The following is a 21,946-nucleotide window of genomic DNA, read 5'->3' as shown; positions in this document are numbered from 1 at the left end:
TGGGGGCTGTAAATCGGCTCCAAGGCTTGTGCCGTGCGTCCGGATCGGGGAATGTCAAGGATTAGACAACTCCCGGCGGATATCCTGCTGCCTCGGTGGCGGGATTGGCGCTAAGGAGTCGGTGGTTTCGGCTTCGGCCTGAACCGCCCTAGCGTGAGAAGCGACCATGACGAAAGCCGCGAGCGGCGACACCAAGAGCACCCTCTACTGTTCTTTCTGCGGAAAGAGCCAGCATGAGGTGCGTAAGCTCATCGCCGGCCCGACGGTGTTCATCTGTGATGAATGCGTCGAACTCTGCATGGATATCATCCGTGAAGAGCACAAGATCGCCTTCGTGAAGTCCAAGGACGGCGTGCCCACGCCGCGCGAGATCTGCGAAGTCCTGGACGATTACGTGATCGGACAAAATCACGCCAAGAAGGTGCTCGCGGTCGCGGTGCACAATCACTACAAGCGCCTGAACCACGCGTCGAAGAACAACGACGTCGAACTGGCCAAGTCGAACATCCTGCTGGTCGGTCCGACCGGCACGGGCAAGACGCTGCTGGCCCAGACCCTGGCCCGAATCATCGACGTGCCGTTCACGATGGCCGACGCCACCACCCTGACCGAAGCCGGTTATGTGGGCGAGGACGTCGAGAACATCGTGCTCAAGCTGCTGCAAGCCGCCGACTACAATGTCGAGCGCGCCCAGCGCGGCATCGTCTACATCGACGAAATCGACAAGATCTCGCGCAAGTCCGACAATCCGTCGATCACCCGCGACGTCTCGGGCGAAGGCGTGCAGCAGGCCCTGCTGAAGATCATGGAAGGCACCGTCGCCTCCGTGCCGCCGCAGGGCGGGCGCAAGCATCCGCAGCAGGAGTTCCTGCAGGTCGACACCACCAACATCCTGTTCATCTGCGGCGGGGCCTTCGCGGGCCTGGAGCGCATCATCTCGGCGCGCGGCCAGGGCAAGTCGATCGGCTTCGGCGCCAAGGTGGCGGACCCGGAAGAGCGCCGCACGGGCGAGATCCTGCGCGGCGTCGAGCCCGACGACCTGCAGCGCTTCGGCCTGATCCCGGAATTCATCGGCCGTCTGCCGGTGATCGCCACCCTGGAGGACCTCGACGAGGCCGCTCTGGTGAAGATCCTGACCGAGCCGAAGAACGCCTTCGTCAAGCAGTACCAGCGCCTGTTCGAGATGGAGAACATCGGCCTGACCTTCACCGAGGACGCCCTGCACGGCGTCGCCAAGAAGGCCATCCTGCGCAAGACCGGCGCGCGCGGCCTGCGCTCGATCATGGAAGGCATCCTGCTGGAGACCATGTTCGAGCTGCCCAACTACGAGGGCGTCGAGGAAGTGGTGGTCAACGCCGAGGTCGTCGAAGGCCGGGCCCAGCCGCTGCTGATCTACGCCGAGAAGAAGGGCGGGGCCGCTTCGGCCTAAACGCCTTCGGCAAGGCTTGCGAAATCGGGCGCGTCCGGCTTGGCCGGGCGCGCTCTTTTCATCACACCGCACCGTCCGGCGTTGTGACGCTGAGCGCGAACGCGGCCAGGCGGGACCTCGGTCGCGGCAGGACTTAGGCGTCCTGGACCACGCACGAGCACGGATCATGCATTGTGGAGCCGGGCAGGGGGCATGAGCGTTGCACCTTGGCCAATCCGCCGCGACCCGTCGCCGCTACCAGGCGAGTGTGCTTGAACCGTGTTGCAAAAGGTCCACATAAATAACGACCATTCGCTCAGTCCCGAGCGGACGGGTCGAACGACTCAGGCGCATCGTCTGGGTGACGGCGGCCCGCGTGGCCGAGCACGAGTACAACGCGCCGGCCAGGAGTAGAAAGCATCATGTCTGAGATTCGTACGCTTCCTGTGCTGCCCCTGCGGGATATCGTTGTGTTCCCGCACATGGTGGTCCCGTTGTTCGTCGGGCGTGACAAGTCCGTTCGCGCCCTCGAAGAGGTGATGCGCGGCGGCAAGGAGATCCTTCTGGTCACCCAGAAGAACTCGGCCGACGACGATCCGGCGCCGGCCGACATCTACGATGTCGGCGTGCTGGCCACCGTCCTGCAACTGCTGAAGCTGCCCGACGGCACCGTGAAGGTGCTGGTCGAGGGCAAGGGCCGCGCGGCCGTCGTGCGCTTCACCGACCAGGAGGCCTATTACGAGGCCCAGGTCGGCGAGGTGAATGAAGATCAAGGCGTCGGCCCCGAGGCCGAGGCCCTGTCGCGCGCGGTCGTCGAGCAGTTCGAGAACTACGTCAAACTGAACAAGAAGGTGCCGCCGGAGGCCCTGGCCTCGATCCCGCAGATCGCCGAGCCGGGCAAGCTGGCCGACAGCATCTCGGCCCACCTGTCGGTCAAGATCGGCGACAAGCAGCATCTGCTGGAGATCTTCGACGTCGTGAAGCGCCTGGAGAAGGTCTTCGCCCTGATGGAGGGCGAGATCTCGGTGCTGCAGGTCGAAAAGAAGATCCGCTCGCGCGTGAAGCGCCAGATGGAGAAGACCCAGCGCGAATATTATCTGAACGAGCAGATGAAGGCGATCCAGCGCGAGCTGGGCGACCCCGACGATCAGCGCGACGAACTGATCGAACTCGAAAAGCGCATCAAGAAGACCAAGCTTTCCAAGGAAGCCCGGGCCAAGGCCGAGGGCGAACTGAAGAAGCTGCGCAACATGAGCCCGATGTCGGCCGAGAGCACCGTGGTCCGCAACTATCTGGACTGGATGCTGTCGATCCCGTGGGGCAAGGCCAAGACCAAGAAGATCGACCTGGTGGAGGCCGAAGGCATCCTCGAGGAGGATCACTACGGCCTGGAGAAGGTCAAGGAGCGCATCCTTGAGTACCTGGCCGTCCAGGCTCGCACCGGCTCGCTGAAGGGCCCGATCCTGTGCCTGGTCGGCCCTCCCGGCGTCGGCAAGACCTCGCTGGGCCGCTCGCTGGCCAAGGCGACCGGTCGCGAATTCGCCCGCATCTCGCTGGGCGGCGTGCGCGACGAGGCCGAGATCCGCGGTCACCGCCGGACCTATATCGGCTCGATGCCCGGCAAGATCATCCAGACCATGAAGAAGGCCAAGACCACCAACGCCTTCGTCCTGCTGGACGAGATCGACAAGATGGGCAGCGACTATCGCGGCGACCCGTCCTCGGCCCTGCTCGAGGTTCTGGACCCGGCCCAGAACTCGACCTTCGGCGACCACTATCTGGAAGTCGACTACGACCTCTCCCAGGTGATGTTCGTCACCACGGCCAACAGCCTCAACATGCCCCAGCCGCTGCTGGACCGCATGGAGATCATCCGCATCCCCGGCTACACCGAGGATGAGAAGCTGGAGATCGCCAAGCGCCACGTGCTGCCGAAGCTGATGAAGGACCACGGCCTGAAGTCGACCGAGTTCGTGGTGCCCGAAAAGGCCATCCGCGACCTGATCCGCTACTACACCCGGGAAGCCGGCGTGCGGTCGCTGGAGCGGGAGCTGGGCGCCCTGGCGCGCAAGACGGTCCGCGATCTGGCCCGTGAGAAGGTCGCCTCGATCACGATCGACGACGAGCGTCTGGCCAAGTACGCGGGCGTCAAGAAGTACCGCTACGGCGAGACCGACGAGATCGACCAGGTCGGCATCGTCACCGGTCTGGCCTGGACCGAGTTCGGCGGCGACATCCTGACCATCGAAGCCGTGAAGATGCCGGGCAAGGGCCGCATGACGGTCACCGGCAACCTCAAGGAAGTGATGAAGGAGTCGATCTCGGCGGCTCAGTCCTACGTCCGCTCGCGGGCCCTGCACTTCGGGGTCAAGCCGCCGGTGTTCGAGAAGACCGACGTCCACATCCACGTGCCGGACGGCGCGACGCCCAAGGACGGTCCGTCGGCCGGCGCCGCCATGGCCGTGGCGATGGTCTCGGTGCTGACCGGCATCCCGATCCGCAAGGAGATCGCCATGACCGGCGAGATCACCCTGCGCGGCCGGGTCACGGCGATCGGGGGCCTGAAGGAGAAGCTGCTGGCCGCCTTGCGCTCCGGCGTGAAGACGGTCCTGATCCCTCAGGAAAACGAGAAGGACCTGGCCGACGTTCCGCAAAGCGTGAAGGACGGTCTGGAAATCATCCCCGTCTCGACGGTCGACGAAGTGCTGAAGCACGCCCTCACGGGCCCGCTGACGCCAGTCGAGTGGAGTGAAGAGGATGAGCCGATTGCTGCAACTGCGAAGGTTGATGACAGCGACAGTGACGCTGTTCTGACCCACTAACAGTAACTTATTGTTGATAACTTAGGCGGCGCGGAGATTTTCCGCGCCGCCTTCGTTTGACGGGCCGTCTGAACCCCGCATACTCCCGGTCGAGCGAAGCGGCGTGAGCTTTAGCCGAAGCCGCCGCTTTCATGCTGGGAGAAGAACATGACCACAAAGGCCGAACTCGTCACGGCGATCGCCGAAAAGGCGGGCATCAACAAGAACCAGGCTAAGGACGCTCTCGAGGCTTTCATCGAAGCCGTCACCAGTTCGCTGAGATCGGGTCAGGATGTGCGCCTGGTCGGCTTTGGCACCTTCAAGGCCGTGGCGCGCGCCGCGGGCACCGCGCGCAACCCGCGCACCGGCGAGACGGTGAACCGCCCGGCGTCGAAGACCGCCCGGTTCCAGGTCGGCGAGGGTCTGAAGACCACGCTGAACGGCTGATCCAGTAAACGGATTTCGGGGGCGGGCCGCCAGGAGGCGTCCCGCCTTTTTCTATGCAGGACTTTTCCGGGCGGACGGGGTATCTCCCACACCCTCGTCCGTCTCGGCCTCGTCCGCCTCGAATTGCCGGACCCGAGCGGGGCGGCGCGAATGTCCTGGGGGCGGTTAGCTCAGCGGTAGAGCGTCTCGTTTACACCGAGAGGGTCGGGGGTTCGATCCCCTCACCGCCCACCACGTCCGCGAGGCTCGCGGCCTCGCGCGCGATCACGCCTTGGATTTCGCCCAGGATCGACCCGTCGCGGCCGCCTTGGCGGCGGGATCGCTGTTGATCTCGCTGTCCAGCTTCTCGGCCGCGGCCTCGAGCACGCGGCGGTACTGCGTCCGAAGGTTGGGTTTGGCGAGGTCGTCCCGCAGACGCTTGAGCGCGGCGTCGCCGTGCGCGGAGCGATAGAATTGCACCTCGTCCAAGACGCGTTGCTTGAACCGCTCCTTGCGCTTCAGGGCATGTAAAATCGAAAGCACGGCTCCGGGACCCTCAGGGCTCTCAGCCAGTGTTTCATGCTGCAAAACGGTTAACGCGTCCACGGCCAACTCGAACCGTGACAGCAATTTCACCGGGGTGTCGTCAATCATGCAACCTGGCGCGGAGCGTCCATCAGGGATGCCTAGATTGCCGCCATGCGCCCGCCGACGGCGGGGCCGTGGTCGCGTTCGCGAGGCGATGGACATTCGGCTTCGCCGCCCGCACTGATCGGGCATGGCCGCCGAACCCGAAGTCTCCGCTGTCACCGTCACCCGCCTGGCTTGGGTCGACCACGTTCTCGACGAGGTCGAGACGCCGCGCGGGCGCCTGCGCATCACCCTGGGCCTGGGCTCGGGCCTGGCGCGGCGCGCGGGCGATCCGCGCGGCGTGGTCTGGGCGATCGGCGATCGCGGTCCCAACATCAAGATCGGGCCGGCGGTCGAGGATCACGGCCTGACCGGCCTGTCCAGCCTGGCCGGGCTCGAGGGGGCCAAGATCATGCCGCGCCCGGCGATCGGTCCGACGCTGGCCCAGCTGCGCGTGGAGGGCGACACGGTCGCCTGTCTCCAGGTTCTGACTCTGCGCGACGCCAACGGCGCGACCTTCGACGGTCTTCCCGGGCCAGGCGGCGACATGGCGGCCATGGAGCCCGCCTTCGACCTGTCGGGCGCGGCGCTGGGCGGCAGCCTGGCCGGAGGCGACACCGAAGGGGTGGCGGCCCTGGCCGATGGAACGTTCCGGGTCGCCGACGAGTACGGTCCTTCGATCCTGGTCGTCGGGCCCGACGGCGTGGTCCAGGCGCGCTGGGTCCCGGAAGGCGAGGGCGCGGCCCTGGCGGGGGCGGCCTATCGCGTCGAGGACGTGCTGCCGGCCCTGTCCGCGCGCCGGCGCCTGAACCGCGGCTTCGAAGCCCTGGCCCTGTCGCCGGACGAGACGCGGCTGCACGTGATCCTGCAGAGTCCGCTCGCGTCCCAGGACGAGATCGCCCCCGAGGGGCGGGATTGCGCCCGGCTCTGGACACTGGACGCCCGGACCGGCGCGCCGCTCGCCGAACATTTCTATCCCTTCGACGCGCCGGAGACGTTCCGCCGCGACGCCGAGGCCGGGCCCGTCGGGACGGACGATTTGAAGATCTCCGAGACCGTGTCGCTGGGCGACGACCAACTGCTGGTGCTGGAGCGGATCTCGGCGACCTCGAAGCTCTATCGCGTGACCCTGGACGCGCCGGTCCTGACCAAGACCCTGGTCCTGTCGACCGACGACTGGCCCCAGATCGACGCCGACCTGGAGGGCATGGCCCTGCTGACCGACCGCGACCTGCTGCTCAGCACCGACAACGACTTCGGAGTCGAGGGGCGGGAGACGGCGTTCTACAGGGTGACGTTCGCGACGCCGCTTGCCGACAGCGGGCTGGCGACCGGCCCGATCTAGGCGGGGCGGGCATGAACTCCATGGCGAACATCTTGGACCGGCGAGCGCTGAACCGGGCTTTGCTGGCGCGGCAGAATCTGTTGGCGCGCGCCGACATCTCCGTTCCCGAGGCGCTGGATCGGCTGATCGCCCTGCAGGCCCAGGCGGCGCCCGCGCCCTATTTCGCGCTGTGGAGCCGCTTGAAGACCTTCGCGCCAGAGGATCTGTCGGCGCAGCTCGAGGATCTCGGCGTCGCGCGCGGGACCCTGATGCGCGGCACGCTGCATGTGGCGATGGCGGCCGATTTCGCGGCGATCCGCCCGCTGATCCAGCGGGGCCTGGACCGGTTCCTGACCGAGGGCAGCGTTTATGGCCGGGCCTTGGCGGGGCTGGACCAGGCCGAGGTGACGGCGGTCGCGCGGGAACTATTGCGCGGGGGACCGCTCACCGCGACGCAACTGCGCGAGGCCTTGGCGGCGCGCTGGCCCGATCGTGATCCGCAGGCCTTGGCGATGGCGGCGCGCATCCAACTGCCGATGCTGCAATTGCCGCCGCGCGGCCTGTGGAGACGCGGCGGCCAGCCGACCCTGGCGGCGATGGCTGATCGGCTCGAAACGCCAGAACCGGGCCTGACGCTCGCCGATCTGGTGCTGCGCTATCTGACGGCGTTCGGGCCCGCCAGCGTCGCCGACGCCCAGACCTGGCTGGGCCTCACGCGTCTGGCGACCACGTTCGAGGCGCTTCGGTCGTCCCTGATGGCTTTTCACGACGAAGACGGCCAGGAGCTTTTCGATCTGTCGGATGCGGAAAGGCCGTCGGGCGAAGTCGAAGCGCCCGTCCGCTTCCTTGGCGAATTCGACAACGTGCTGCTGGCCCACGAGGATCGGACGCGGATCATGTCGGCCGAGCACAAAAGCCGGCTCTACACCGCCAACGGCGTCCTGCGCGCAGCCGTGTTGGTCGACGGCTTCACGGCGGGACGCTGGCGCATCGAGGACAGCAAGGCGGAGTCGGTCCTGCGGATCGAGCTGTTTGGCAAGGTCGCCAAGGCCGTCGCCAGGGCTTTGACGGAGGAGGGCGAGCGCTTGCTGGCCTTCGCCGGCAAGCGCGCTGTCCACGATATCCGCATCGAGGTCGTCGAGGACTAGGTCGCCAAGGCCTCGAGCGCGGCCGCCGCGTCGCGCGCGGCCTCATCGGCGCGGATCGCCGCGCCCAGGACGTCGGCGGCGGCCCTGAACGTCGGCTCGTCCAGCAGGCGTCGTACGGCGGCGGCGACGGTCTCGGCGTCCGCGTCGGCCGGCAGGGTCAGGCCGGCGCCGCGATGAACGACGCGGGCGGCGTTGTCGTTCTGGTCGCGGCCCATCGGCAGGCACAGCAGCGGGACGCCGGCCATCAGCGGCCGCAGGGTAGAGCCGTGGCCGGCGTGGGTGACGAACAGGGCCGCGTCCTTCAGCAGGTCGCCGTGCGACGCGCCGCGGACGACCGCGACGTTGGCCGGCGCTTCGAATCGCGCCGGATCGAGGGTCGGGCCGGTGGTCACCACGCCGCGCACAGGCAGTTGGCCCAGGGCGGCGATGATCGCGCGCAGGGCCGGTTCCTGGGCCTGGTAGAGGCTGGAGAACGACACCACGACCAGCGGCGTGTCGCCGGGCGGCGGCGCGAACGGCTCGACCCAGGCGGGATCGGCCAGATAGGGACCGACATGGGCGAAGGGGACGGGCAGGGGATCGGGCGCGAAGTCAAAGGCCCGGCTGGTGGCCAGCAGGATGGCCTTGGCGGCGTCCAACTGCTCGAACAGGTCGACCAGCGGGGGCAGGCCGAGGGCGGCGCGCGCGGCGTTCAGGTCGGGCAGACCGGCCTGGAAGAAGGTCCGGCTCATCTGGCCGACCATGGCGTGCATGGCCCGTTCCTCGTCGGTGGTCGCCGGAAGCATGCCGGCCCCGAGCGGCGGCGCGCCGGCCAGGGTCGGCAGCGACCAGACATTGGCGGCCAGCAGCGCCAGCGGCAGGCCTCGCGCCTGCGCCGCCGCCATCGAGCCCAGCAAGAGTTCCTGCGAGACCACGACGTCCGGCGCGAAGGCGTCGATCGCCGCCAGGGTGTCCTCGGCGTAGGCGAGGGCGGGACCGGCCATCACCCGATCGAGCAGGCGCTGGATCACTTCCAGCGGATTATCGGCCTCGTGATCCTTCAGCCGATCGTCGTCGCGGGTCTTGCCCGTCTGGAAGGGGGCGGTCGTCCAGGCGCGGAACGGCACGTTCAAGGCCGCGGCGTCGGGCGCGTTGCAAGGATCGCTCACGGCCAGCACGGCGTGGCCGCGCGCCGCCAGGTCGCGGGCGACCAGCAGCATGGGCTGCACATGGCCGCCGCCTTCCCAGGTGGTGAAGAGATACCGCGCCATCAGAGCCCTCGACCGCATCCGCCCGCCTGCCTACGCGGTCCGAACGCGCCTTGCCAGAAGCGATCGAAGTGATATCACTTTGACATCAACCTTGGAGGGCTCCATGTCCGACGCGCCGAATATCAACCGATCGACCGAACGCGCCTTTGGCGGGATGGGCGGCGGGCTGCCGCTGCTGTCGCTTCCCGTCATGCTGGCCGCCGCCGTCTGGGCCTTCTCGACCCAGCAGGCGATGATGGCGGTGATCGGCGCCGTGCTGGTCGTCCTGTTCCTGCTGACCGCCTGCGGCTTCTATTCGCTGCAACCGAACGAGGCCTATGTCGTCACCCTGTTCGGGACCTATATGGGCACCGATCGCCGGACCGGTCTGCGCTGGGTGCTGCCTTGGTACGGCCGCAAGAAGATCAGCCTGCGGGTGCGCAACGTCACCAGCGAGAGGCTGAAGGTCAACGACAAGCGCGGCAACCCGATCGAGATCGCCGCCAACATCGTCTGGCGCGTGTCGGACACCGCCCAGGCCCTGTTCGACGTCGATGACTACGTCGTCTTCATGAACATCCAGATCGAGACCGCGCTGCGCGAAACCGCTTCGCACTACGCCTACGACCACGACGAAAGCGGCGAGCCGACCCTGCGGGCCGACGCCGATCATGTCGGCGAGCGCCTGCGGACCGATCTGCGAGGGCGCACGGCCGTGGCCGGGGTGGCGATCGATGAAACTCATCTGATGCACCTGGCCTATGCCCCGGAAATCGCCGGCGCCATGCTCAGGCGCCAGCAGGCCGAGGCGGTGCTGGCCGCCCGCCGGACGATCGTCGCCGGCGCGGTCGGCATGGTCGAGAACGCCCTGCAGCAGCTCAGCGAACGGGAGGTCGTCGTCCTGGACGACGAGCGCAGGGCGGCGATGGTGTCGAACCTGCTGGTGGTGCTGTGCGCCGATCGCGAGGCCCAGCCGGTGGTCAACGCCGGCACGTTGTACGGCTGATCCGTTGGCCGCGACCCCTCCAGAGTCGGCGAAAGGCGGGCGCCGCGCGTTCCTGATGCGCGTGCGTCCCGAGGTGCTGGCCGCCGTCGAACACCTGGCGGCGGCCGAACTGCGCAGCGTCAACGCCCAGGTCGAAATGCTGCTGCGCGAGGCGCTCTTGCGCCGCGGCGTGCTGCGAGCGCTGGACAGCGGTTCAGCTTCGGAGGAACCTCCGTCCCCGTGAGTGTCTTAAGGCTCTGCGGCCGTCTCGGCGGGCGCGGCTGACAAGCGAGGTTCCGGCGTGATGGATTTGAGGTTTGATCCGCTCTCGGCGTTCAACGAGGCAGAAGAACCCCTGTTCAGGGCGGTCAGGCCGGGCGGAAAGCCGGTCAGGCTGGTTGACACCACCATGCTCTACGCGCCTCGCAGCGGTGGAGTGCGGCGCTATCTGAACTCCAAGCGGACGTGGATCGCGGCGAATCGGCCGCATGTCCGGCACACCCTGGTGGTGCCCGGTCCGCGCGACGCGCACGACGGCCACGGTCGAGTTTCGATCTATGCGGCCCCCCTGCCGTTTGGCGACGGCTATCGCTGGCCCGTGGTCAAGAACGCCTGGATGGAGCGGCTCATCCGCCAGCGACCCGACATCATCGAGGCCGGTGATCCGTACACGCCAGGTCTGGCGGCCCTGAAGGCCGGCGACGCCCTGGGCGTGCCCGTCGTCGGTTTCTGCCACACCGACCTAGGCGCCCTGGCGGCGCTGCATATCGGCGAATGGGCGGAGAAGCCGGTGCAAAAGCGCTGGGCGGCCATCTACAGCCAGTTCGACCAGGCCGTGGCCCCCAGCCAGTTCATCGCCGGACGGCTGATCGAGGCCGGGGTCAAGAGCGCCATCGGCCTGCCGCTGGGCGTCGACACCGAGATCTTCAATCCCGGCCGGGGCGACCGCGAGGCCCTGCGCCGCCGGCTGGGCCTGACCAGCCGGCATCGGATTCTGGTGTTCGCCGGGCGTCCGGCCAGGGAGAAGAAGCTGGACGTGCTGGTCGAGGCGGTCGAGCGCCTGGGCGATCCCTATGTGCTGCTGTTCGTCGGGGCGGGCGCGGGAGCGCCGTCCAGCGACCGGGTGATCTGCATGGACTACCAGCGCGACCCGCAGAGTCTGGCGGCGGTTCTGGCCAGCTGCGACGCCTTCGTCCACGCCAACGACAACGAGCCGTTCGGTCTGATCGTGCTGGAGGCCATGGCCTGCGGCCTGCCGGTGATCGGCGTGGCGGCCGGCGGCGTGGCCGAGTCGGTGGACGAAGCCGTCGGGGCCCTGGCCACGGCCTCCGAGGCTCGCGCCTTCGCCGAGGCGGTGGAGTCGGTGTTCGCGCGCGACGTGCCGGCCTTGGGCCAAGCCGCTCGCCAGCGGGCCGAGCTGCGGCACGGTTGGGACCCGGTGTTCCGCAAGCTGTCGGCGATCTACGGCCGGCTCACCGGCTGCGCCGCGTTCGACGACGTGGCCGCGCCGGTCCCCGAACCGGTCGGCTGGAACTAGAGCGCGACCGCCGAAAGTGGATGCCGGTTTCGGCGCCTGTCACGCTCTAGATGTTCGAACTAGAGCCTGCTTGTCCGATTCCAACGGAAACGGGCGGGCTCTAGGCGGCCGTCTCGGTCAGCTGGCCGCGCACCTGCGCCAGGATTTCGTAGGACCGTTTCCGAGCGGCGTGGTCGTGGATCTGCGAGGCGGCCATCAGCTCATCGGCGCCGGTGGCGTCCAGGATCGTCTGGATCTTCGCGCGCACCGTGTTGGGCGAGCCGATCGCCGAATAGCGGAACGTGTGCTCCAGCCCCGCGATCTCGGCGTCCGAGGCCACCTCCCGGATATCGTCGACCGGCGGCGGCAACAGGCCCGGACTGCCGCGCCGCAGGGCCACGAACTGCTGCTGGCTGGAGGTGGACAGGCGGCGCGCCTCCTGGTCGGTGTCGGCCGCGCAGACCCCGATGCAGACCAGGACATAGGGCTGGGCCAGGGCCTGCGACGGCTTGAAGGTCCGCCGGTAGATCGCGATCGCCTCCATCAGCTGGTCCGGCGCGAAGTGGGCGGCGAAGGCGAACGGCAGACCCAGGGCGGCGGCCAGCTGGGCGCTGTAGGTGCTGGAGCCCAGCAGCCAGAGCGGCACGTCCTGGCCTTCGCCCGGCACGGCCCGCACGGCCTGGCCCGGCTGGGCCGGTTGGAACCAGGCCTGCAGTTCCACCACGTCCTGGGCGAAATTGTCGACCGCGCCCATGTAGCGGCGCAGGGCCCGCATGGTGGCCTGATCCGTGCCCGGCGCGCGGCCCAGGCCCAGGTCGATCCGGCCGGGATAGAGGGCGGCCAGCGTGCCGAACGCCTCGGCCACCATCAGCGGCGCGTGGTTGGGCAGCATGACGCCGCCCGAACCGACCCGGATCGTCGAGGTGCCGGCCGCGACGTGGCCGATGACCACGGCGGTCGCGGCGCTGGCGATCCCCGGCATGTTGTGGTGCTCGGCCAGCCAGTAGCGGTGATAGCCCAGCCGTTCGACGTGGCGGGCCAGGTCCAGGCTGTTGTGAAGGGCCTGGCCGATGCTGGTTCCTTGCGGAACGGGGGCCAGGTCGAGGACGGAAAAGGGCAGGGGATGGGCGTGCGACATGCACGCTAGATCGGAACGAAGGCCGCGAACCTCAAGACGACAGGTTCGGACTAGCGGTATCGCCGCGATCGGCGCAGGAATTGCTGTGGATAACCAGCTCTGCTGGAGCGGCGAACGGAGGCGGTCATGGCGTTGAGATGCACCCATCTGGAGCAGATCCAGGACGTGACGCCCGGAACAGCCGGCTGCGAGGAATGTCTGAAGACAGGTGATTCCTGGCTGCACCTGCGGCTTTGTCGGACCTGCGGACATGTCGGCTGCTGCGACCAGTCGAAAAACAAGCACGCCACCCGGCATTTCAACGCCACCGGCCACCCGATCATCGAGGGCTACGACCCGCCGGAGGGGTGGGGCTGGTGCTATGTCGACGAGGAGTTCTTCGAATTCGACGCGCCGACCCCGCATCCCGGACCGATTCCGCGATTCTATTGAGGCGCGACAAATCCGCGCCCTGGACGGGATCTGGATTTTGGGGGTGGAAGAAAAGGCGGAAGTGGCGCGAATGACGGGACTTGAACCCGCGACCTCCGGCGTGACAGGCCGGCGCTCTAACCAACTGAGCTACATCCGCGTCGGGCGCGAACAAAAAGTCCGGCGCGGTCGTTCCATAGACTAGCCTGGCGGTGGGAAGCAGCCAACTTCAGGGAAGTGGCGCGAATGACGGGACTTGAACCCGCGACCTCCGGCGTGACAGGCCGGCGCTCTAACCAACTGAGCTACATCCGCATCAGGCTCCGCCGAAGCGAAGTGCGACCCGCCGTGCGGCGAGGGGCGTCTGATATGTCGGGCCGATGGGCGTGTCAACGGCCATGTCACGGAAGCTGTAAGGGAATGCCAGTTGCGACCGTTTCTCAATGTGTCACAGGCGTTTGAACCGCCGGCGACGCTGGGCTACAACCCGCTCGATTCAAGCCAAGGGCTGTCATGAACGCCTTCCTTCTCCAGTATCTGCCGATCGTGATCTTTCTCGGGATCGCGGCGGTCATCGGCATCGCCTTCATCCTTGCCGCCGCGGTGCTCGCCCCCAAGGCGCCGGACCCGGAAAAGCTGTCCGCCTACGAATGCGGCTTCAACGCTTTCGACGACGCGCGCATGAAGTTCGACGTCCGGTTCTACCTGGTCTCGATCCTGTTCATCATCTTCGACCTGGAAGTGGCCTTCCTGTTTCCGTGGGCCGTTTCGCTGATGAAGCTGCCCCATGACGTGGCCGCCTTCGCCTTCTGGTCGATGATGGTCTTCCTGGGCGTTCTGACCGTCGGCTTCATCTACGAATGGAAGAAGGGCGCCCTCGAATGGGAGTGATCGTTCCCCCCGCTAGCTCGCCCCTGGTTCCCGCCGGTTCGGCCGCGCGGTCGACGGTGCAGGGCTATGACCCCAAGCTGCACGACCCCTATTTCGACGGTCTGTCGGGCCAGCTGGCCGACAAGGGCTTCGTCATGGCGGCCGCCGACGACCTGATCACCTGGGCGCGCACCGGCAGCCTGATGTGGATGACGTTCGGCCTGGCCTGCTGCGCCGTCGAGATGATGCACTCGGCCATGCCGCGCTACGACCTGGAGCGCTACGGCTTCGCGCCGCGCGCCAGCCCGCGCCAGTCGGACGTGATGATCGTCGCCGGCACCCTGACCAACAAGATGGCTCCGGCTCTGCGCAAGGTCTACGACCAGATGCCCGAGCCGCGCTACGTGATCTCGATGGGCAGCTGCGCCAACGGCGGCGGCTACTATTATTACAGCTACAGCGTCGTGCGCGGCTGCGACCGGATCGTGCCGATCGACATCTATGTGCCCGGCTGCCCGCCCACCGCCGAGGCCCTGGTCTACGGCGTGCTGCAGCTGCAGAAGAAGATCCGTCGCACGGGGACGATCGAGCGATGACCGACGTTGTGACCACCGAAGCGGCCCTGTCGCCGCTGGAAGCCCTGGGCCAGGCGATCGTCGCCAACTCGGCCGGCGCGATCACCGCCTATCACGTGGCGTTCGGCGAGCTGAACCTGCTGGGCCCGTCCAACCGGGTCGTCCAGGCGCTGACCTATCTGCGCGACCATCCCGACTATCGCTTCCACCAGCTGGTGGACCTGACGGGCGTCGACTATCCGGAGCGCGAGCGCCGGTTCGACGTGGTCTATCACCTGCTGTCGCTGGTGAAGAACCATCGCGTGCGCTTCAAGGTCCAGACCGACGAGGACACCGCCGTCCCCAGCGCCACGCCGGTGTTCCCGGTCGCAGACTGGTTCGAGCGCGAAGCCTTCGACATGTACGGGATCTTCTTCGACGGTCACCCCGACCTGCGCCGGATCCTCACCGACTACGGCTTCCACGGCCATCCGCTGCGGAAGGATTTCCCGATGACGGGCTATGTCGAGGTCCGCTACGACGACGAGCTGAAGCGCGTGGTCTACGAGCCCGTGAAGATCACCGAGTTCCGCGCCTTCGACTTCATGTCTCCGTGGGAGGGCGCCAAGTACGCTCTGCCGGGCGACGAGAAGGCCGAGAAGCGGGCGGGGGACGCGTAAGAGTCATGACTGGTTCCAATTCCCCCGCCGCCGCGACCGACTTCTTCCACGACGCGCCGTCGCTGCCGGCCGTGCCGGAAACGCCGGTGCGCAAGTTCAACATCAACTTCGGCCCGCAACACCCGGCCGCGCACGGCGTGCTGCGCCTGGTGCTGGAGCTGGACGGCGAGATCGTCGAGCGCGTCGATCCGCACATCGGCCTGCTGCACCGCGGCACCGAGAAGCTGATGGAGGCGCGCACCTACCTCCAGAACATCCCGTACTTCGACCGCCTCGACTACGTGGCGCCGATGAACCAGGAACATGCGTTCTGCCTGGCCATCGAGAAGCTGCTGGGCGTGGACGTGCCGATGCGCGGCAGCCTGATCCGCGTGCTGTTCTGCGAGATCGGCCGGGTGCTGAACCACCTGCTGAACGTGACGACCCAGGCCATGGACGTCGGCGCCCTGACGCCGCCGCTCTGGGGCTTCGAGGAGCGCGAGAAGCTGATGGTGTTCTACGAGCGCGCCTGCGGCGCTCGCCTGCACGCCAACTACTTCCGTCCGGGCGGCGTCCACCAGGACCTGACCCCGGCGCTGATCGACGACATCGAACGGTGGGCCAAGGCCTTCCCGAAGATCTGCGACGACATCGAGGGCCTGATCACCGACAACCGCATCTTCAAGCAGCGCAACGTCGACATCGGCGTGGTGACCAAGGAAGACGCGCTGGCCTGGGGCTTCTCGGGCGTGATGGTGCGCGGTTCGGGCATCGCCTGGGACCTGCGCCGCAACCAGCCCTACGAGTGCTACAACGACTTCGAGTTCGACATCCCGCTGGGCAAGAACGGCGACTGCTACGATCGCTATCTGTGCCGCATGCAGGAGATGCGCGAGTCGACCAAGATCATCCTGCAGGCCATCGCCAAGCTGCGCGTCACGCCCGGCCCGGTGATGACGCAGGACAACAAGGTCAGCCCGCCGCGCCGCGCCGAGATGAAGCGCTCGATGGAAGCCCTGATCCACCACTTCAAGCTCTACACCGAAGGCTTCCGCACGCCGGAAGGCGAGGTCTATTCGGCGGTGGAAGCGCCCAAGGGCGAGTTCGGCGTGTTCCTGGTGTCGAACGGCACCAACAAGCCGTACCGCTGCAAGATCAAGGCGCCGGGCTTCTCGCACCTGGCGGCGATGGACTGGATGAACCGCGGCCACCAGCTGGCGGACGTCTCCGCCATCCTGGGCTCGCTGGACATCGTGTTCGGCGAGGTCGACCGGTGAGCCTGGAGGCCATCGCCCAGGCTCAGCTCGACGCCTACAACGCCCAGGACCTGGACGCTCACTGCGCCCACTTCGCCGATGACGTTATCGTCGGCGGCCTGAACGGCGATGTGGCGCGCACCGGCATCGAGGCCTATCGCGCGTGGTACGAGGCCGCGTTCGCGCAGTTCCCGAACAACAAGGCCCAGCTTCTCAACCGCATCGTGGTGGGCGCGAACGTGATCGATCATGAGCGCGTCGACCGCGGCAACGGCGATCCGGCCTTCGAGGTCGCCGCCATCTACACCTTCCGGGGCGACAAGATCGCCCGCGTGGATTTCGCGAAAGCCTAGGACCCGATCGCTTCAGGCTGAAATCGATCGGGTCTTGGAGCTTTGGCCGGCAGGCTCAGGGCGCCGGGACGCGCGCCGCCCAGCCCTTCATGCCCACGGTGTTTTGGGCGCCGATCAGGGTGGCTGACTTGCCGTCGGCGGCCACGGTCCAATCCACCGAGGATTGCGAGCTGTATTGCACGCGGGCGACCTCGCCCTGCAGCAGCGTGCAAGTGGCCGTCTGCACGTAGGACGTGCCGTAGACGACCCCCGGGGCCGCTCCGCTGGGAAGCGGCGTCGGACCGATGGTGCTGAACACCGGCCCGTCGACCGCCCTGCCGCGGAAATCGACGATGCCTGTCCCGAGTTGCGACGGACGTCCCCCTTCCAGGTACATCACGTAGCGGCCCCCGGCGAGCCGCTCGCACGGACCGGCCCAGGCCGGCGCGGCCGCGCCGATCAGGGCGGTGGAGGCGATCAAGACGGACAGAATTCTGGTCATGGCGAATTCCCCCTCCGCCGGAGTTCCGTCGGTGACGGAAGGCTTTGCGCAGCCATGGCGGGTGTTGATTGTCAACACACTCTAAGGAGTAGCGTCAACCGCCAATCGGTGAAGCTTGATATTCGGCCTGGCGTCCGGGCGGTCGCGCGAACGCATGCGGCGCAGGCCATTCGGTGCCCTAAAGACAGGCGTGGACATCTTGCGGCGGCCCTTGTGGAGGGGCTAGAGAGAGGCGCGCTTCGATGGCGCCCGTTTTCATGCGAGTCCTCTTTCCAACATGTCCGTTCGTCGCCTTGCCAAGGACCAGCCCGCCAGCTTCGCGTTCTCGCTCGAGAGCCAGGCCAAGGCCGACTGGTGGAAAGCCAAATATCCCGCCGAGCGCAAGCAGTCGGCGGTGATCCCGATGCTGTGGCTGGCCCAGAAGCAGGAAGGCTGGATTTCCGAACCCGCCATCCAGGAGATCGCCAAGCAACTGGCGATGCCGGTCATCCGCGTGCTGGAGGTCGCCACCTTCTACGTGATGTTCCAGCTGCAGCCGGTCGGCAAGGTCGCCTTCGTCCAACTGTGCGGCACGACGCCGTGCCAGCTGCGCGGCGCGCTGGACCTGAAGGCCGTGCTGAAGGCCAAGATCGGCGAGGCCCATTCGGTGTCGGCCGACGGCAAGTTCAGCTGGGAAGAGGTCGAGTGCCTGGGCGCCTGCTGCAACGCGCCGATGGCCGCCATCAACGACTACTACTACGAGGACCTGACGCCGGAGAGCCTGGCCGCGATCCTCGACGACTTCGCCGCCGGCAAGTCGCCCAAGCCGGGCAGCTATGAAGGCCGCGGCGCGTCGGAGCCCAAGGGCAAGATCCAGACCCTGACGGACCCGAAGCTGTTCGACGGCTCGCTGGCCAAGAAGATCAAGATCCCCAACCTGCCCGAAAAGCCGAAGAAGGCTCCGAAGACGGAGCCGGCGGCCTGATGGGACACGCCGACGCCATCCAGAAGAAGCGCCCGACCACGATGTTCGCCATCGATTCGGTCTGCTTCGTGCTGGCCGGCGCGGCCGTCATCGGCTACGCCGCCGCCAGGCGCGACGAGGGGGGCGGGGCGTCGTGACCGATGATTCCGAACTCCTCTCCAGGCGCGTGGCTTACGTGAAGACCATCCGCGCTCTTTACCGCAACGAGCGCATCGCCGGCCTGGTCGGCTGCCTGATCGGGGCGATGCTCCTGATCTGGGGGCGGCAGGTCGCGGGAGCCCCCGCCTGGGCCGTTCCCGTCGGTTTCCTGGTGATAGGCGCCGCCTGGTCGCTTTTCGCCTATGTCATCATTCGTCGGACGCGCTATGTGCGCGCCCATCCATTCGATCCGCAAAGCTGAGTCATGGTCGGTATCCTCGAAGACAAGGACCGCATTTTCACGAACCTCTACGGTCTCCACGATTGGGGGCTCGAGGGCGCGAAGAAGCGCGGCTGCTGGAATGGCACCAAGGACATCCTGGACGCCGGGCGCGACTGGATCATCGAGAACATGAAGAACTCCGGCCTGCGCGGCCGGGGCGGGGCGGGCTTCGGCACCGGCCTGAAGTGGTCGTTCATGCCCAAGGAAGTGAGGGACGGCCGTCCGCACTATCTGGTGGTCAACGCCGACGAGTCCGAGCCGGGCACCTGCAAGGACCGGGAGATCATGCGGCATGACCCGCACCTCCTGATCGAAGGCTGCCTGATCGCCTCGCGCGCCATGCTGGCCCACGCCTGCTACATCTATATTCGCGGCGAGTACGTCCGCGAGCGCGAAGTGCTGGAAGCCGCCATCAAGCAGGCCTACGAGGCCAAGCTGATCGGCAAGAACAACGTCCACGGCTGGGACTTCGACCTCTACGTCCACCACGGCGCCGGCGCCTATATCTGCGGCGAAGAGACGGCCCTGCTGGAAAGCCTGGAAGGCAAGAAGGGCCAGCCGCGCCTGAAGCCGCCGTTCCCGGCCGGCGCGGGCCTCTACGGCATGCCGACCACGGTCAACAACGTCGAGAGCATCGCCGTCGCCGGCACGATCCTGCGTCGCGGCGCGGCCTGGTTCGCCGGCTTCGGCCGTCCGAACAACAGCGGCACCAAGCTGTTCTGCGTCAGCGGCCACGTGAACCTGCCGTGCAACGTCGAAGAGGCCATGAGCATCCCCTTCCGTCAGCTGATGGAAGACCACTGCGGCGGCATCCGCGGCGGCTGGGGCAATCTGAAGGCCGTGATCCCGGGCGGCTCGTCCGTGCCGATGATCCCCGCCGAGCAGTGCGAAGACCTGCCAATGGACTTCGACGCCCTGCGCAACCTGAAATCGGGCCTGGGCACCGCCGCCGTCATCGTCATGGACAAGGACACCGACCTGGTCCGCGCCATCGCCCGCCTGTCGTACTTCTACAAGCACGAGAGCTGCGGCCAGTGCACGCCGTGCCGCGAAGGCACCGGCTGGATGTGGCGGGTCATGGAGCGCATGGCCACCGGCGAGGCCGATCCGAAAGAGATCGACACCCTGCTGGACGTCACGACCCAGGTCGAGGGTCACACCATCTGCGCCCTGGGCGACGCGGCCGCCTGGCCGATCCAGGGCCTGTTCCGTCACTTCCGCCACGAGGTGGAGGAGCGGATCGCATCCTATCGTAGCGGTCGCCTGCACGTGCAGGGCGCCAAGCTGATCGCGGCGGAGTAAACGATTATGGCAATCGCCAAGGTCAACGGCGTCGAGGTCGAGTTCGAGCCCGGCATGACGGTTCTGCAGGTCGCGGAACTGGCCGGGGAAGAGATCCCGCGCTTCTGCTATCACGAGCGCCTGAGCATCGCCGGCAACTGCCGCATGTGCCTGGTCGAGGTGAAGCCCGGCCCGCCGAAGCCGCAGGCGTCGTGCGCCCTGCCGGCCGCCGAGGGCCAGGAGATCTTCACCAAGACCCCGATGGTCAAGAAGGCCCGCGAAGGGGTGATGGAGTTCCTGCTCATCAACCACCCGCTGGATTGCCCGATCTGCGACCAGGGCGGCGAGTGCGACCTGCAGGACCAGGCCATGGGCTATGGCCGCGACGACAGCCGCTATGAAGAGAACAAGCGCGCGGTCGAAGAAAAGGCCATGGGCCCGCTCATCAAGACCGTGATGACCCGCTGCATCCAGTGCACGCGCTGCGTCCGCTTCGTCACCGAAGTCGCCGGCTCGCCGGAGATCGGCCTGATCTCGCGCGGCGAAGACGTTGAAATCACGACCTATCTCGGCGCGGCGGTGACGTCGGAGCTCAGCGCCAACGTGATCGACCTGTGCCCGGTCGGCGCCCTGACCTCCAAGCCCTACGCCTTCGAGGCGCGGCCCTGGGAGCTGAAGAAGACCGAGAGCGTCGACGTCATGGACGCCCTGGGCTCGGCCATCCGGGTCGACGCCCGCGGCTCAGCGGTGCTGCGCGTGCTGCCGCGCGTCAACGAGGACGTCAACGAGGAGTGGATCAGCGACAAGACGCGCTACGCCGTCGACGGCTTGCAGCGTCAGCGCCTTGACCGCCCGTACGTCCGCGTCGGCGGCAAGCTGCAGCCGGCCAGCTGGGCTCAGGCGTTCGCCGCCGTCGCCGCCAAGATCAAGGCCGCCAAGCCGGAGCGCATCGGCGTGATCGCCGGCGACCTGCAGGACGCCGAGAGCCTGAAGGCGACCAAGGACCTGTTCACCGCCCTGGGCGTGAAGAACCTCGACGCCCGCCAGGACGGCTCGGCCCTGGGCCAAGGTCCGCGCGCGAGCTGGCTGTTCAACTCCACGATCGCCGGCATCGAGAACGCCGACGTGGTGCTGTTCGTCGGCGCCAATCCGCGCCTCGAGGCCCCGGTCCTGAACACCCGCTTCCGCAAGCAGTGGATCGCCGGCAAGACCCGCTTCGGCGTGATCGGCGAGCAGGCCGACCTGACGTTCGACTACGACTATCTCGGCGCCGGGACCAAGACCCTGTCGGGCCTGGCCAAGGCCAAGAACGACTTCGTCACGGCCCTGAAGAACGCCGAGCGTCCGGCGATCATCATCGGCCAGGGCGCGCTCAGCCGCGCCGACGGGGCCGCCGTGCTGAAGGCCGCCGCCGCTGTCGCCAAGACCTTCGGCGTCGTGCGTGACGGCTGGAACGGCTGGAACGTGCTGCACACCGCCGCCGCCCGCGTGGCCGGCCTGGACCTGGGCTTCGTCCCGGGCGAGGGCGGTCTGTCGACGTCGGAGATGCTGAAGCCGGGCGCGCTGGACGTGCTGTTCCTGCTGGGCGCCGACGAGTGCGAGACCGCCGCCTCGGACGCCTTCAAGATCTATCTGGGCACCCACGGCGACGCCGGCGCCCACAAGGCCGACGTCATCCTGCCGGGCGCGGCCTACACCGAGAAGAACGGCCTCTATGTGAACACCGAAGGCCGCGTCCAGATGGGCGAGCGGGCGGTGTTCCCCAAGGGCGACGCCAAGGAAGACTGGTCGATCCTGCGGGCTCTCTCCGAGCACCTGGGCGCCACGCTGCCGTACAACAGCCTGGACCAGCTGCGGGCCAAGCTGTTCGCCGAGCATCCGACCTTCGGCCAGATCGACTTCGCGCCGGGCTCGATCCCGACCGCGTTCGACCTGTCGGGCTTGGGCGGGGCCGGCGAGCTGTCGGACGCCCCGTTCGAAAGCCCGATCAAGGCCTTCCACCTGACCAATCCCATCGCGCGCGCCAGCGTGACCATGGCCGAATGCGCGGCCACGGTTTCCGGCGCCGCCAAGATCGCGGCGGAGTAGGCC

23 protein-coding genes and 3 tRNA genes are annotated in these 21,946 nt (G+C 67.4%); 20 read left to right on the top strand and 6 right to left on the bottom strand.

The window, feature by feature from the left end; all coding sequences use genetic code 11:
- Nucleotides 1-166 precede the first annotated feature (166 nt).
- From clpX to ASD38_RS18285, 4 genes are all read left to right on the top strand, one after another.
- Nucleotides 167-1,429: an ATP-dependent Clp protease ATP-binding subunit ClpX gene (gene clpX, locus ASD38_RS18300; protein ID WP_007676468.1), complete on the top strand. Its 1,263-nt coding sequence runs from the start codon at nucleotides 167-169 to the stop codon at nucleotides 1,427-1,429.
- A 401-nt stretch (nucleotides 1,430-1,830) separates the two neighbouring features.
- Nucleotides 1,831-4,230 (top strand): endopeptidase La, encoded by a 2,400-nt coding sequence (gene lon, locus ASD38_RS18295; RefSeq protein WP_056446596.1) that lies wholly within the window; start codon nucleotides 1,831-1,833, stop codon nucleotides 4,228-4,230.
- 147 nt (nucleotides 4,231-4,377) lie between these two features.
- Nucleotides 4,378-4,656, top strand: a complete 279-nt coding sequence (locus ASD38_RS18290) for an HU family DNA-binding protein (protein WP_056446599.1) — start codon at nucleotides 4,378-4,380, stop codon at nucleotides 4,654-4,656.
- Between the two features lie 159 nt (nucleotides 4,657-4,815).
- Nucleotides 4,816-4,890 (top strand) — tRNA-Val (locus tag ASD38_RS18285).
- 30 nt (nucleotides 4,891-4,920) lie between these two features.
- Here ASD38_RS18285 and ASD38_RS18280 read toward each other — a convergent pair.
- Nucleotides 4,921-5,289, bottom strand: coding sequence for a hypothetical protein (locus tag ASD38_RS18280; RefSeq protein ID WP_156390770.1), 369 nt, complete (start codon nucleotides 5,287-5,289; stop codon nucleotides 4,921-4,923).
- A gap of 124 nt (nucleotides 5,290-5,413) precedes the next feature.
- On the opposite strand from ASD38_RS18280, the gene ASD38_RS18275 reads away from it, so the two are divergent.
- Nucleotides 5,414-6,610, top strand: coding sequence for an esterase-like activity of phytase family protein (locus ASD38_RS18275; protein ID WP_056462200.1), 1,197 nt, complete (start codon nucleotides 5,414-5,416; stop codon nucleotides 6,608-6,610).
- Nucleotides 6,611-6,630: 20 nt separating this feature from the next.
- On the top strand, nucleotides 6,631-7,737 hold the full coding sequence (locus ASD38_RS18270; RefSeq protein ID WP_056462197.1) for a winged helix DNA-binding domain-containing protein: 1,107 nt from the start codon (nucleotides 6,631-6,633) through the stop codon (nucleotides 7,735-7,737).
- Here ASD38_RS18270 and ASD38_RS18265 read toward each other — a convergent pair.
- On the bottom strand, nucleotides 7,734-8,987 hold the full coding sequence (locus ASD38_RS18265) for a glycosyltransferase (protein WP_056462194.1): 1,254 nt from the start codon (nucleotides 8,985-8,987) through the stop codon (nucleotides 7,734-7,736). The genes ASD38_RS18270 and ASD38_RS18265 overlap by 4 nt on opposite strands.
- Nucleotides 8,988-9,090: 103 nt before the next feature.
- On the opposite strand from ASD38_RS18265, the gene ASD38_RS18260 reads away from it, so the two are divergent.
- From ASD38_RS18260 to ASD38_RS18255, 3 genes are read left to right on the top strand one after another with little or no spacing between them, the layout of a single operon-like run.
- Nucleotides 9,091-9,972, top strand: coding sequence for an SPFH domain-containing protein (locus tag ASD38_RS18260; RefSeq protein ID WP_056446611.1), 882 nt, complete (start codon nucleotides 9,091-9,093; stop codon nucleotides 9,970-9,972).
- A gap of 55 nt (nucleotides 9,973-10,027) precedes the next feature.
- On the top strand, nucleotides 10,028-10,195 hold the full coding sequence (locus tag ASD38_RS24330) for a hypothetical protein (protein ID WP_235523881.1): 168 nt from the start codon (nucleotides 10,028-10,030) through the stop codon (nucleotides 10,193-10,195).
- A gap of 60 nt (nucleotides 10,196-10,255) precedes the next feature.
- On the top strand, nucleotides 10,256-11,488 hold the full coding sequence (locus ASD38_RS18255; protein ID WP_056446614.1) for a glycosyltransferase family 4 protein: 1,233 nt from the start codon (nucleotides 10,256-10,258) through the stop codon (nucleotides 11,486-11,488).
- 100 nt (nucleotides 11,489-11,588) lie between these two features.
- On the opposite strand, the gene ASD38_RS18250 is transcribed toward ASD38_RS18255, so the two are convergent.
- A complete protein-coding gene (locus tag ASD38_RS18250) occupies nucleotides 11,589-12,605 on the bottom strand; it encodes an LLM class flavin-dependent oxidoreductase (protein WP_056462191.1) in 1,017 nt (338 codons plus the stop codon).
- Nucleotides 12,606-12,731: 126 nt separating this feature from the next.
- On the opposite strand from ASD38_RS18250, the gene ASD38_RS18245 reads away from it, so the two are divergent.
- Nucleotides 12,732-13,037 carry a UBP-type zinc finger domain-containing protein gene (locus ASD38_RS18245; RefSeq protein WP_200941468.1) on the top strand — a complete coding sequence of 102 codons (306 nt, stop codon included), beginning with the start codon at nucleotides 12,732-12,734 and terminating at the stop codon, nucleotides 13,035-13,037.
- Nucleotides 13,038-13,099: 62 nt separating this feature from the next.
- Here the strand turns inward: ASD38_RS18245 and ASD38_RS18240 are convergent.
- Nucleotides 13,100-13,176 (bottom strand) — tRNA-Asp (locus tag ASD38_RS18240).
- A gap of 78 nt (nucleotides 13,177-13,254) precedes the next feature.
- A tRNA-Asp gene (locus tag ASD38_RS18235) sits at nucleotides 13,255-13,331 on the bottom strand.
- A 198-nt stretch (nucleotides 13,332-13,529) separates the two neighbouring features.
- Between ASD38_RS18235 and ASD38_RS18230 the strand changes: the two genes are divergently transcribed.
- Genes ASD38_RS18230 through ASD38_RS18210 form a run of 5 tightly spaced genes read left to right on the top strand, consistent with a single transcriptional unit; the run spans nucleotide 13,530 to nucleotide 16,708 of the window.
- Nucleotides 13,530-13,907, top strand: a complete 378-nt coding sequence (locus ASD38_RS18230) for an NADH-quinone oxidoreductase subunit A (protein ID WP_035074791.1) — start codon at nucleotides 13,530-13,532, stop codon at nucleotides 13,905-13,907.
- Nucleotides 13,877-14,482 (top strand): NuoB/complex I 20 kDa subunit family protein, encoded by a 606-nt coding sequence (locus tag ASD38_RS18225; protein WP_156390769.1) that lies wholly within the window; start codon nucleotides 13,877-13,879, stop codon nucleotides 14,480-14,482. Before ASD38_RS18230 ends, ASD38_RS18225 begins: the two co-directional genes overlap by 31 nt.
- Entirely contained in the window at nucleotides 14,479-15,120 is a 642-nt protein-coding gene (locus ASD38_RS18220; RefSeq protein WP_056462188.1) for an NADH-quinone oxidoreductase subunit C, read from the top strand. Before ASD38_RS18225 ends, ASD38_RS18220 begins: the two co-directional genes overlap by 4 nt.
- Nucleotides 15,121-15,125: 5 nt before the next feature.
- Nucleotides 15,126-16,376 carry an NADH-quinone oxidoreductase subunit D gene (locus ASD38_RS18215; RefSeq protein ID WP_056462185.1) on the top strand — a complete coding sequence of 417 codons (1,251 nt, stop codon included), beginning with the start codon at nucleotides 15,126-15,128 and terminating at the stop codon, nucleotides 16,374-16,376.
- Nucleotides 16,373-16,708, top strand: coding sequence for a nuclear transport factor 2 family protein (locus tag ASD38_RS18210; protein ID WP_056446627.1), 336 nt, complete (start codon nucleotides 16,373-16,375; stop codon nucleotides 16,706-16,708). The genes ASD38_RS18215 and ASD38_RS18210 overlap by 4 nt, the downstream gene beginning before the upstream one ends.
- Before the next feature lie 55 nt (nucleotides 16,709-16,763).
- On the opposite strand, the gene ASD38_RS18205 is transcribed toward ASD38_RS18210, so the two are convergent.
- Nucleotides 16,764-17,189, bottom strand: coding sequence for a hypothetical protein (locus ASD38_RS18205; RefSeq protein WP_056462182.1), 426 nt, complete (start codon nucleotides 17,187-17,189; stop codon nucleotides 16,764-16,766).
- A gap of 277 nt (nucleotides 17,190-17,466) precedes the next feature.
- Here ASD38_RS18205 and nuoE point away from each other — a divergent pair, with 277 nt between their 5' ends.
- Genes nuoE through nuoG form a run of 5 tightly spaced genes read left to right on the top strand, consistent with a single transcriptional unit; the run spans nucleotide 17,467 to nucleotide 21,943 of the window.
- A complete protein-coding gene (gene nuoE / locus ASD38_RS18200; RefSeq protein WP_056446633.1) occupies nucleotides 17,467-18,153 on the top strand; it encodes an NADH-quinone oxidoreductase subunit NuoE in 687 nt (228 codons plus the stop codon).
- A complete protein-coding gene (locus ASD38_RS24010) occupies nucleotides 18,153-18,290 on the top strand; it encodes a hypothetical protein (RefSeq protein WP_156390768.1) in 138 nt (45 codons plus the stop codon). Before nuoE ends, ASD38_RS24010 begins: the two co-directional genes overlap by 1 nt.
- Nucleotides 18,287-18,553, top strand: a complete 267-nt coding sequence (locus tag ASD38_RS18195; RefSeq protein ID WP_056446636.1) for a hypothetical protein — start codon at nucleotides 18,287-18,289, stop codon at nucleotides 18,551-18,553. Before ASD38_RS24010 ends, ASD38_RS18195 begins: the two co-directional genes overlap by 4 nt.
- Nucleotides 18,554-18,556: 3 nt before the next feature.
- A complete protein-coding gene (gene nuoF, locus ASD38_RS18190) occupies nucleotides 18,557-19,876 on the top strand; it encodes an NADH-quinone oxidoreductase subunit NuoF (protein WP_056446639.1) in 1,320 nt (439 codons plus the stop codon).
- 6 nt (nucleotides 19,877-19,882) lie between these two features.
- Complete coding sequence (nuoG, locus tag ASD38_RS18185) at nucleotides 19,883-21,943, top strand: NADH-quinone oxidoreductase subunit NuoG (RefSeq protein ID WP_056462180.1); 2,061 nt, start codon at nucleotides 19,883-19,885, stop codon at nucleotides 21,941-21,943.
- Nucleotides 21,944-21,946: the final 3 nt, after the last annotated feature.

It is taken from the genome of Caulobacter sp. Root487D2Y (assembly GCF_001427165.1).
In the GTDB taxonomy this organism is placed as follows: Bacteria; Pseudomonadota; Alphaproteobacteria; order Caulobacterales; family Caulobacteraceae; genus Caulobacter.
Note: the sequence above shows the minus strand (reverse complement) of the source record. Positions and strands in the feature narration are given on the sequence as shown.